Consider the following 12,003-nt stretch of genomic DNA (forward strand, 5'->3'; position numbering starts at 1 on the left):
GGGGGAGCATCTATGTTTCGCACAATGATGAGAGCAAAGTTACATCGTGCAACTGTAACGGAGGCAAATTTAAATTATGTAGGTAGTATTACAATTGATGAAGACTTAATGGATGCAGTAAATATTGTAGAAAACGAAAAAGTCCAAATTGTAAATAATAATAATGGTGCTCGCTTAGAGACATACGTTATTAAAGGGGAACGCGGTAGTGGTGTTGTTTGTTTAAACGGTGCGGCGGCAAGACTTGTACAACCAGGGGACAAAGTAATTATTATTTGTTATGGGCTAGTTACGGAAGAAGAGATTCATACACAAGAACCAAAAATTGCAGTACTAGACGATAATAATCAAATTATTGAAATGTTAGGTGCTGAAAAAGCGGGTACGATATTATAAGTAGAAAGGCTATCTCCATTGCGGAGATAGCTTTTTTGTGCATCTTTTCATTAAGATGAGATAAAACGTGGTATAGTAACATTATATAAATTATTGTTGTTTGAAAGGTAAGAAATTGAGGTGTTACATATATGAGTAAGCGTTATGTCGTTGTTGATTTAGAGACGACAGGGAACTCCTGGAAAGATGGGAAGGATAAAATTACCCAAATTGCAGCTGTTGTAGTAGAAGATGGAGAGATATTGGAGATTTTTTCGTCTTTTGTTAATCCAAAGAGAGAGATCCCACCATTTATTACAGAATTAACAGGGATTGATGAAAGTCTTGTAAAACAAGCCCCGTTATTTCAAGATGTAGCCCCGATGATTGTTGAGCTATTACAAGGTGCGGCTTTCGTTGCGCATAATGTTCACTTTGATTGGAATTTTTTAAATGAAGAATTAAGGCAAGCTGGATATACAGAAATACATTGTCCGAAAATCGACACGGTTGAATTGGCTCAAATTCTTTTGCCGACAGCCGATAGTTATAAATTACGTGATTTAGCTAAGAAGCATGAACTAGAGCACGATCAACCACATCGTGCGGATAGTGATGCTCTTGCAACAGCGGAATTATTTTTACAATTTTTAAATGAAATTGAAAAGTTACCACTTGTCACGTTGCAATCGCTTTATGAATTAAGTGATGTGTTCCAAAGCGATATAGCTGATGTGCTTTCTGAAAATATTTTAAAGAAAGTAATGCACGGTAAAGAAGATATAGCGGAGTATGAAATACATCGAAATATTGCGCTGAAAAAGCGGAACTATTCCTTAAACCTTGGAGAAACGTGTTCATCAAAGTTTGATGCTTTCTTGAATAAAACGATGGATAAATTGGAATCACATATGCCAAAGTTTGAAAGAAGAGAAAGTCAACAACTGATGATGAAAGAGATATATACGGCGTTAAGAGATTCTCGTTTTTCACTAATTGAAGCCGGTACAGGAACAGGAAAGACTCTCGCTTATTTGCTTCCTAGTCTTTATTTTGCAAAGAGAAAAGAAGAACCTGTCATTATAAGTACACAAACGGTACAACTCCAACAACAAATATTAGAAAAAGAAATTCCGTTATTACAAAAAATAATGCCATTTTCATTTGAGGCAGCTCTTCTAAAAGGAAGAAAGCATTATTTATGCTTACATAAATTTGAGTATGCTTTGCAAGAGGAAGAAAAAAATTATGATATGGCACTTACAAAGGCGAAGATTTTAGTTTGGCTATTGCAAACTGAAACAGGTGATCGAGACGAATTAAATATTCCTGAGGGCGGAAAGTTACTTTGGAATCGTATTTGTAGCGATGCGTATAGTCCAGGCGGTATGCAAAGTAATTGGTTTAGTCGTTGTTTTTACCAGCGAGCGAAGAATAAAGCTTTATTTGCAGATATCGTTATTACAAATCATGCGTTATTATTTCAAGATTTTTCAAGTGAAGAACCGTTGTTTGCTTCATGCGAACATATTATTTTTGATGAAGCTCACCATATTGAAGAAGCCGCGAGTAGAACATTGGGTGAACAGTTCTCTTGTATGTATTTTCAATTGGTTATATCTCGTCTTGGGACACTAGAAACAGAAGATGTACTCTCCAAAGTATATAAAATGATGAAAAAATCAGAGCAAGCATCTCGTTCAACTTTCCGTATGATAAGTTATAGTTTGAAGGAACTTAAGTTTGATGCGGATGAACTCTTCCAAATGTTACGTACTTTTATATTTAAACAAACAAAGCAAGAGCAAGGAACGAATAATATGCCGCTCATCTATAGGTATAACGCAGAACTAGAAAAAGGTAAGTTGTGGGATAGTATCGTCGAATTAACAAATCGTTTTATATATGAATTAAGAAGGGTAGTAACTGCTCTTGAGAAGCAAGTGGATATATTGCAAAGTAAGTTAGAATGGGAGATGCATGTTGTAACAGGTGAATTTATGCATTTAATTGAGTTGCTGAGAAAGATGGCAGAATCATTACAGTTACTCGTATTAGAAAAGAATTCGTATGTAACTTGGATGGAGACTGAAACGAAAGGGACGATTCATTCAACAGTTCTATATGCACAGCCTGTTCATATTGGTGAAAGATTTGCTGATGAATTTTTAACAGAAAAAAAGAGTGTTATTTTTACATCCGCAACACTAACAGTTAACGATACGTTTGATTATATAAAAGAGGAACTTGGTTTACATGATTTCGCTCCAAATACTTTAAAGGTTCCGTCGCCATTTCGTTATGATGAACAGATGAAATTAATGGTGTCAACGGATGTACCTTTTATTAAGCAAGTAAGTAATGAGCGATATATTGAATCTGTATCGGAACATATTGCAAAGATAGCGAAAGCCACAAAAGGCAGAATGCTCGTTTTATTCACTTCGTATGAAATGTTAAAAGAAGCGTATGCGAATTTAAAAAATAATGATGAATTAGAGGGGTATTTATTACTGACCCAAAGTGTGAATAATAGAAGTCGAAGCCGCTTAATTCGAAAGTTTCAAGAATTCGACAAATCAATTTTATTAGGGACGAGCAGTTTCTGGGAAGGAATAGATATTCCAGGAGATGCCTTAAGTTGTCTTGTTATAGTCCGTCTACCATTTACACCTCCTCATCAGCCGATGATGGAAGCGAAAGGTGAGTGGCTAAAAAATCAAGGTGAAGATGTATTTGCTAAATTAGCGCTTCCACAAGCAATATTACGTTTCAAACAAGGATTCGGCCGCTTAATTCGAACGAATACAGATACAGGAACGGTAGTAGTGTTAGATCGTCGTTTGACGAGTTCTTCCTATGGAAAACGATTTCTACAATCGATTCCTAACGTACCTCTTTATGAAGGGCCATTAGAAGAATTGTTAGTACAATTAGAAGAACCACCAAATGAATAAAAATGGAAGAAAAATACGCCTGAAGTACTTATAAACTTCAGGCGTAAAAAATGTGGGTAGGAGGAATTTTATTTTTCTTACTTCTTGTATACAAAATGTGTTGGTTTTCGACTTGAAACCTTTTTTTGCTGTACATGTCCTGCTATAATAGATGGGTGATGAAGCAGGGGTTGTAAAGAATGTACTCTTATTGTAACCGCATTGCGTTCTTCTATAATTAGAAATTTTTGTGTAACGGAGGAGTTTTTTCATGGAGAAGAAAATCGAAGTACTATCAACGACGCGTATTAAATATTCGTCGGATTTGTATAAAATTGTTGATAGTTTAAATCGTACGTTAAAAGAGCAGGACCTCATGTTCGGACTAGCATTAGACGAAAAAGATAAAGAAACAGCTGTATTTACGATTTACAGAACGTAGTGATACAATGAAAAAGTGGATCTTTGCAATCATTATTGTTATCGTTGCTAGCGGAATATATGGGGCGTATGTTTATAATAAAGCGATGGGAAAGAAAATTCCAAAAGAGTCGAAATTTGTAGAAATTGCTAAAGAAAAAGCAAAGCTTACAAAGGTGAAATCTGTTGATTATTACAACGGAAAATCTGCATATATAGTCGTGCAAGGTACAGATGAAAAGGGAGAACAACTTATCGTTTGGGTGCCTGAGAAAAAAGGGGATACTGTAGTAAGGAAAAAGAGCGAAGGTATTTCTGAAAAAGAGGCTATACAAAGAACAATAGAGCAAGTCGGCAATGAAAGTAAGGAATCAAAAAGTAAGCCGAAAGAGATTATGAAAGTGAAATTAGGCTTTGAAAATGATGTACCACTATGGGAAGTTACATATATTGATGATGACAATCGTTATAGTTATTACTATCTTGAATTTAAAGATGGAAAATTTTTAAGACGATATAGCATTGAAAAATAGATGTAGGGGGAACTACAAATGAAATTAGCAAAGCGAGTAGCTGCTTTAACACCGTCTTCAACTTTAGAAATTACAGCAAAGGCACAAGCATTAAAAGCAGAGGGTCATGATGTAATTGCATTAGGGGCAGGGGAACCTGACTTTAATACACCAGAGCATATTATGGATGCTGCACATAAAGCGATGTTAGAAGGGCATACGAAGTATACACCAACAGGTGGATTACAATCGTTAAAACAAGAAATTGTGAAGAAATTTACTCGCGATCAAGGTATTGCGTATGATCCATCTGAAATTATTGTATGTAATGGTGCAAAGCATGCATTGTATACATTATTCCAAGTATTACTTGATGAGGGAGATGAAGTTATCATCCCAACTCCTTACTGGGTAAGCTATCCAGAGCAAGTAAAGCTTGCTGGCGGTAAGCCGGTTTATGTAGAAGGTTTAGAAGACAATGAGTACAAAATTACAGCAAAGCAGCTGCGTGAGGCAATTACAGAGAAAACGAAAGCAGTTATTATTAATTCACCGAGCAATCCAACAGGAATGATTTATAGCAAAGAAGAATTACAACAGCTTGGAGAAGTATGTTTAGAACATGATATTTTAATCGTTTCTGATGAGATTTATGAAAAATTAATTTATGGTGGCGTAGAATATACTTCAATTGCCCAGCTTTCTAATGCATTAAAAGAACAAACACTTATTATTAATGGTGTATCTAAATCTCATTCTATGACAGGATGGCGTATTGGATATGCTGCAGGAAATAAGCAGCTTATTAAAGCGATGACGAACTTAGCGAGTCATAGTACGTCAAACCCTACTTCAATCGCTCAATACGGCGCAATTGCGGCATATGCAGGCTCACAAGAACCTGTGGAAACAATGCGTCAAGCCTTTGAAGAGAGATTAAACATCATTTATGATAAATTAATTCAAATCCCTGGCTTTACTTGCATTAAACCGCAAGGTGCATTTTACTTATTCCCTAACGTAAAAGAAGCTGTAGCTTTATCAGGATATGCAACAGTTGATGATTGGGCAAAAGCTCTATTAGAAGAGGAAAAAGTGGCTCTTGTACCAGGTACAGGATTTGGTGCTCCAAATAATGTTCGCTTATCATATGCGACATCTCTTGAACAAGTAGAGAAAGCATTAGAGCGTATCCATACATTTATGAAAAGTAAAGTGCAAGCTTAATTTTATATTTCATTCATGTAATATAAAAAACCTCCCCATTAATAGGGAGGTTTTTTTGACGAATTGTGGCAAAAAGAAATAGCTAAAGGTGTGTTATACTAGAGAGCGAGGTGTTTGGTGATGAAAAAGAAAATGATGTTACAGTGGTTTGAGCAGGGAAGCATTGCAATTCCAAAATTACTTATGATGCATTATAAAAAATTAGGTTTAAATGAGACGGAATTTATGGTCGTACTTCATGTACACACATTTTTAGAATCAGGTAATTCGTTTCCGACTCCATCAGAGATTTCTGAACGGATGACGATAACGGAAATGAAATGTATGGAAGTAATTCAAGCATTGATTCAAAAAGGGTTTTTATCACTAGAAGGTGGACAAAGATCAGAAGCGATGATGTGCGAAAGTTATTCTTTACAACCGTTATGGGAAAAAATATTACATTTCTTAATGGATGAATCAATAGAGGAAGAGCAAAAAGAAAAAAAACAGCTGCAAGTAAATTTATATACAGTATTTGAAAAAGAATTTGGAAGACCACTTTCGCCGTTCGAATGTGAAACGTTAGGAATGTGGGAGGACCAAGATCAACATCATCCAAATTTAATTCAAGCGGCTCTTAGAGAAGCTGTAATGAGTGGAAAACTAAATTTCCGATATATTGATCGTATTTTATTTGAGTGGAAAAAGAATGGAATTAAAACGGTAGATCAGGCTCAAAATCAAGGTCAAAAATTTAGAGCGAATCAACAAAGAGCACAACAAATGACAAAACAAGAGACGAAATTTACTGGAAAAGTGCCTTTTTATAATTGGTTGGAGCAGTAATATAGGAGGAAGTATATGTTAAATAAAACGCAAATTCGCTATTGTTTAGACACAATGGCGGATATGTATCCAGAAGCACATTGTGAATTAATTCATGAGAATCCTTTTGAATTAGTAATCGCGGTGGCACTATCTGCACAATGTACAGATGCACTTGTAAATAAAGTGACGAAAAATTTATTTCAAAAATATAAAACACCAGAAGATTATTTAAGTGTATCTTTGGAAGAGTTACAACAAGATATACGTTCTATTGGGTTGTATAGAAATAAAGCAAAAAACATTCAAAAATTGTGTCAGATGTTGCTGGATGATTACAATGGAAAAGTTCCAGAAGACCGTGACGAGTTGACGAAATTACCAGGAGTAGGGAGAAAAACAGCAAATGTAGTTGTTTCGGTAGCGTATGGCATCCCGGCAATTGCTGTTGATACGCATGTAGAAAGAGTGAGTAAACGGTTAGCGATTTGTAGATGGAAAGATTCGGTGTTAGAAGTAGAAAAAACATTAATGAAGAAAGTACCGATGGATGAGTGGGGAGTTACACATCATCGTATGATTTTCTTTGGACGTTATCACTGTAAAGCACAACGACCGCAATGTGAGGAGTGCAGACTGTTAGAAGTATGTCGTGAAGGAAAGAAGCGAATGAAGGTGAAATAAAGGATGGAGCGAGTTATAGAAATACCGAAAGAATTTCACTGTTTACCATTTTTTAAAGAAAGTGTAAATTTAATTAAGTATCATACAGACAATTCTTTTGAAGAGATAATACAAAATACTTACTTTATATTTGATATTGAAAGACAGTATGAGCCGTGGAAGGAAATTGAAAACAGCATTCCAGCGATGTTGAATGTATGGAAAAATAAGCATGAAGACATTGCTATACTGTTTCGAAATAGAAATAAGCAAGAGGCTGAGGGACCAATGATTCTTTTTGCAGCTCACTTGTTATCGGTTGTCTATTGGCTAAATGAACAACCTGTTCATAGTTTGAATGAAATGCAAATAAATACGAATAAATTAAAAGTGCAACCTGTTAATTTTATGGAAAGATATTCATTCATTATAAAGAAACCGAGTAATTATCATTCTTATATTCAATTAGCGCAGTTGTATATCGAAATAGAAAAGCTGTATGTAAAGAAAATGATAACAAAAAAGAAGTCCGCTTCTCGTTAAGAGAAACGGACTTCTTTTTTTGTATATTAGGACTCTGTTGTAACAACAGCACCGTCTGCGTGAGGTGTATCTCCTCTGGTATTTTGGTGTTGCTGTTCTTGTTGTTTCTTAGCCTCTTCTTCAGCTTTTTTCTTGGCCTCTTCTTCAGCTTTCTTCTTAGCTTCTTCATCAGCTTTTTTCTTAGCTTCTTCTTCAGCTTTTCTTCTAGCTTCCTCATCAGCTTTCTTTTGAGCTTCTTCTTGCTGTTTACGTTGTTGTTCTTGCTGTTGTTCTTGTTGTTTCTTAGCCTCTTCTTCAGCCTTTTTCTTAGCTTCGTCTTGTTTTACTTTATCTTCATTAGCCTTTTTCTGGGCTTCTTCATCAGCTTTTTTCTTAGCTTCTTCATCGGCCTTTTTCTTAGCCTCTTCTTCAGCTTTTTTCGCATCTGGAGTTCCGCCAGGCGCAGTGAAGGATGCACCAACTGCTGGGCTTGTTCCAGTGCCTTTTTTCGCTACTACAGAGAAGCTGTAAGTAACACCTGGTTTAATACCACCAAGAGTAGCTGTCGTACCACTTATTGATAGGCTACCACTTGAACCATCAGTTGCTTTATAGCTGGCTGCATATGCATCGACTTCTGCTGGTCCAGACCAGTTTAGTGTAACTGTGCTAGCGCCATCAAAAGTGACATTCAGACCACTAGGGGCATCTACTTTAATTTGTTTAATTGCATCTTTTTTCGCACCTTTTACGTATAATTCTCCGTTTATTTCTTGTACAGAAGAAGGACGTTCAAAGCGAGATTTATCTGTAGCGAATTTGCTCATCATTACTTGGAACATTTGCTGTGCAATTTTAGTATAACGATCACTAATGTAGTTTTCTGGACCATTCTTTACGTAACCAGTCCATACAGCCATCGTATATTGTGGTGTATATCCAGCGAACCAGCTATCCCTGTTTGCATCAGCTGGAATGCCGTATTTCTTTAGATCTTTTGCATCAAAGTTTTGCGTTCCAGTTTTACCCGCTACGTCAACACCTGAAACATATGCTGTTGGTCCTGTACCACCAGAACCAGGTTTTACTACGTCACGAAGAACGTCAGTTACCATGTAAGCTGTATAGTCTTGCATAGCGCGTTGTTCTTTCGGTTTAAAGCTTTTCTTTTTCCCGTCCGGGAAGGTTACTTCTTTTACGAAGTGTGGTTTATTATAGTTACCACTATTACCGAAGGTTGCATATGCACCTGCTACTGCTAATGGAGAACTATCGTTACTACCAATTGCAGTAGATTCATGTACTCCATTTTCAAATGTCATGCCTAAACCTTCAGCAAACTCTTTTGATTTATTAAGTCCAACTGTTTGAGCTGTCTTTAAAGCCGGGATGTTTAATGACTTCTTCAATGCTTCACGAAGTGAAACGTCACCTTTAAAACTCCCTGTAGCATTTTTAATCTTTGTGCCATCCGAATAAGTATATTCAGAGTCATTTAATTGATGGTAAGTAGACCATTGAAGATTCTCAATCGCTGGACCGTAGTCGAAAATTGGTTTCATTGTTGAACCAACTTGGCGTTTTAAATCAGTTGCCATATTATGACCTTTGAAAGTGGACTTATTTTCTTTACGTCCAGCACCAATTGCTCGAACTTCTCCAGATTGTGTATCCATAAATACGAATGATCCTTGGAATTGATCGTTTGGATACTTAATAAGATTACCATCCATAATTTTTTCAGCGTAATCTTGAGCATCTTGATCAAGTGTTGTATGAATCGTTAAACCATCTGAACCGATATTTACATCAGGATATTCTTTTTCAACTTCTTTTACAACCGCATCTAAAAATGCTTGATACTTCATCTCAGTTACTTCTGAAGACGGTTGAAGGCCCTCAGTTACTGGGATCTTAACGGCGTTATTCATTTCTTCTTTTGTTATATAACCATGTCGATTCATTAATGATAATACGACATTACGACGATTTGTTGCTCGTTCAACATTTTCCTTTTTTGTTGGATCATAAATGTTTGGACCTTGGGGTAAACCAGCGAGCATAGCAGCTTCATGTAATTGCAAGTCTTTTAAATCTTTACCATAATATTTTTGCGCTGCTGTCGCAATACCGTATGAACGGTTACCTAAATTAATCTTATTTAAGTACATTTCTAAAATCTCATGTTTAGAGTATTGTTGCTCTAATTTGTAAGATAAGTACCATTCTTGTACTTTTCTTTTAGCAGTTTTGTCCATCGTTAGAAAGTAGTTTTTAACGACTTGCTGTGTAATCGTACTACCACCTTGGGAACCGAAACCACCAGTGACATTTTCCATAACTGCTTTTGTAGTTCGTTTAAAATCAATTCCATTATGATCATAGAAACGCGAATCCTCAGTTGCAAGGAATGCATTTTCAACTACTTTTGGAATTTGATCATAAGTAACGTGTGTTCGTTTTTCAGCACCGTATTCATAGAAGAAATTCCCGTTTTTATCAAGAAACTTTGTTGATAAAGGATTAACAAGTTTGGCCTTGTCTAATTTTGGAGCATCCTTTACCATAACAAAGAAAGCGGAAACGCCGGCTACAAGACCAACGATACCAAGAAGTAGACAACCTATAAGAAATTTCTTGAAAAAGGAGCCTTTTTTCTTTGGTTTTTCTTCTTTATGTGTTTTTTTCTCTTGATTTTTCACATGATTTCGTTCTGTACGAGAACGATAATTATCTGACATTATACTTTCTCCTACCTTTCATTCTCTCCCCCAAAAGTCGAAAAAAGAGCCTTAGTGATGACTCTATCACGAAAAATAAACCATGTCTAGTACACGGATATAGTCAATCCGAGGGTGATAACCGCATGATAATAAGGATCCATGCTCTTCTATTTCTTCTTTCGTAATCGACTTGCGTCCACCAGTATTTTGACGATTCCAAAATGCAATAATATGTTTTGCATCTAGTAAATAAAATTCATCAAAAAGTGTAAATTTAATAATAACAAATGCAATTCCATTATGAGCAACCACTTGCTTCATATGTTCAATTTGATGAAGGTGGAAGTTTTGAAGTGGGAAACTAGTTTTATTTTTTGTTTCCTTTGCTTCAAAATCGATGTATTTCCCTTTGTATACACCGTTGTAATCTGTTGTAGAAGGTTGTTTAAAATACGCTTCTTTTACCACTGCAGCACTTCGAGCGGGGTAATCTACTTTTACAATTTGAAGAGGTGTAGGCTTTTTATGTACACATGCAATATTATGGGTTAAGTAATATTGATTTGTTTCATTTAATTCCTCTTCAAGGGACATACCTCTATTACTATAAGTATGTGTTTTTATAGGTGTTTTTTGAGGTTGTGAAGCTTGATTATACCTTTTTCCATTTGGGTAACGAATGGTCATAGTGTGTCCACCCCCAACTTGCTAAGAATTACTTACAAAGGTGATTATATCAAAAAATGAAAAAAGATGTGACCTTTTTGATGAAAGGTATGATGACTTATTTATGTTTACATGGAATGATTATATGAAAATGAAACAAAATCGAGAAAAAAATTTTTGTACAGAGGAAGAAAAAGCAATCATTCACAATATTAAAAAGAAAACAGAAATAGCTAATGTGGACAATATTTCTCGGACACAATCTTATCAAGAATATTATTTAAGAAATAGTGAAATCAGGTGGGCCTTTTTAGCGAGTATGGTTTCGAGAAATGCGGGCTGGAATATGACTGATTTAGAAGGGAGATATTATGCTACTGTTTTACCTAGAACAGTAAAAAAACATTTATTTATTCTGTACGAACAGGCTAATTGGATTATTTTTTTAGATGCATTTCCTCAGCTATTATTGTATGAGGAAAGTAAGAAGAGACGTGCACCTCTCTTTCATTTGTTGCAATATTTCAACGTATCAATTTTTATGGAAAAAGAATGGTTACTTTTCTGGGAAAGAAGAGATATGAATAGGCTTATGACAGCGCTTATTATAAATGAACAAAATAAAATTCAAAAACCAGTCATTGAGAACACATATTTTAAAAAACATGTATTCCATACTGCACTTTTTAAAGTGCAAGAAAGACTTCATATTAGTGCAGTTATCTTCCCAACAATTGAAGGAAGAATGTATGGATTTTCGGTTTATCAATTTGAAACGTTACAACAGCGCATAGAACTAGGAAAAAAATTAGCATGGTTATTGTTTCATCCAATTTATAATGGTTCGTTTTATAAGTTTGCATTGCAAACTACACATACTGGGTCTAGAGAAGATTATGAAGTTTACGCAAAGGAAACTCGAAAGTCTTATACGCCAACACTTAGAGATATTTATCCTGTTATTTTACATGAAGAAATAAAAATGAGAGATTGGTTTTGTGCAAATATGAAAATGAATGTGCTATTTGTACCTGAAGAACCTAAAGGGGAAGTTAATATAACAGAATGGTATAGAAGAAAGAGAGAACAAATCTATAGGCTATCTATCGCAAATCGTTTTGCTAAAAGGATGGATGAGTTCATGATATAATA

The 12,003-nt window shown here is 35.4% G+C and carries 11 protein-coding genes; 9 read left to right on the forward strand and 2 right to left on the reverse strand.

Annotated features, from left to right (window positions below):
* The first annotated feature begins 12 nt into the window (after window positions 1–12).
* From panD to MR112_RS01720, 8 genes are all read left to right on the forward strand, one after another.
* Window positions 13–396, forward strand: coding sequence for an aspartate 1-decarboxylase (gene panD, locus MR112_RS01685; protein WP_000490184.1), 384 nt, complete (start codon window positions 13–15; stop codon window positions 394–396).
* Between the two features lie 131 nt (window positions 397–527).
* Entirely contained in the window at window positions 528–3,332 is a 2,805-nt protein-coding gene (dinG, locus tag MR112_RS01690; RefSeq protein WP_000044956.1) for an ATP-dependent DNA helicase DinG, read from the forward strand.
* 250 nt (window positions 3,333–3,582) lie between these two features.
* Entirely contained in the window at window positions 3,583–3,753 is a 171-nt protein-coding gene (locus MR112_RS01695; protein WP_000412179.1) for a YpmA family protein, read from the forward strand.
* Window positions 3,754–3,760: 7 nt separating this feature from the next.
* A complete protein-coding gene (locus tag MR112_RS01700) occupies window positions 3,761–4,264 on the forward strand; it encodes a cell wall elongation regulator TseB-like domain-containing protein (protein ID WP_000758739.1) in 504 nt (167 codons plus the stop codon).
* Between the two features lie 18 nt (window positions 4,265–4,282).
* A complete protein-coding gene (gene aspB, locus MR112_RS01705; protein WP_000761560.1) occupies window positions 4,283–5,470 on the forward strand; it encodes an aspartate transaminase AspB in 1,188 nt (395 codons plus the stop codon).
* A 120-nt stretch (window positions 5,471–5,590) separates the two neighbouring features.
* Window positions 5,591–6,298: a DNA replication protein DnaD gene (gene dnaD, locus MR112_RS01710; protein ID WP_000728542.1), complete on the forward strand. Its 708-nt coding sequence runs from the start codon at window positions 5,591–5,593 to the stop codon at window positions 6,296–6,298.
* A gap of 15 nt (window positions 6,299–6,313) precedes the next feature.
* Window positions 6,314–6,961 (forward strand): endonuclease III, encoded by a 648-nt coding sequence (nth, locus tag MR112_RS01715; RefSeq protein ID WP_000933030.1) that lies wholly within the window; start codon window positions 6,314–6,316, stop codon window positions 6,959–6,961.
* Between the two features lie 3 nt (window positions 6,962–6,964).
* Complete coding sequence (locus MR112_RS01720) at window positions 6,965–7,483, forward strand: YpoC family protein (protein WP_000442650.1); 519 nt, start codon at window positions 6,965–6,967, stop codon at window positions 7,481–7,483.
* 26 nt (window positions 7,484–7,509) lie between these two features.
* Here the strand turns inward: MR112_RS01720 and MR112_RS01725 are convergent, their stop codons facing one another.
* A complete protein-coding gene (locus MR112_RS01725) occupies window positions 7,510–10,203 on the reverse strand; it encodes a PBP1A family penicillin-binding protein (protein WP_242244735.1) in 2,694 nt (897 codons plus the stop codon).
* Between the two features lie 66 nt (window positions 10,204–10,269).
* The gene (recU, locus tag MR112_RS01730) at window positions 10,270–10,872 is read right to left on the reverse strand and encodes a Holliday junction resolvase RecU (protein WP_000155598.1); all 603 of its coding nucleotides are present in this window, start codon (window positions 10,870–10,872) and stop codon (window positions 10,270–10,272) included.
* Between the two features lie 103 nt (window positions 10,873–10,975).
* On the opposite strand from recU, the gene MR112_RS01735 reads away from it, so the two are divergent.
* On the forward strand, window positions 10,976–12,001 hold the full coding sequence (locus MR112_RS01735) for a DUF2515 domain-containing protein (protein WP_000495658.1): 1,026 nt from the start codon (window positions 10,976–10,978) through the stop codon (window positions 11,999–12,001).
* Window positions 12,002–12,003 lie beyond the last annotated feature (2 nt).

The sequence above is a fragment of the Bacillus cereus group sp. BfR-BA-01330 genome, from assembly GCF_022663885.1.
GTDB lineage: Bacteria > Bacillota > Bacilli > Bacillales > Bacillaceae_G > Bacillus_A > Bacillus_A cereus.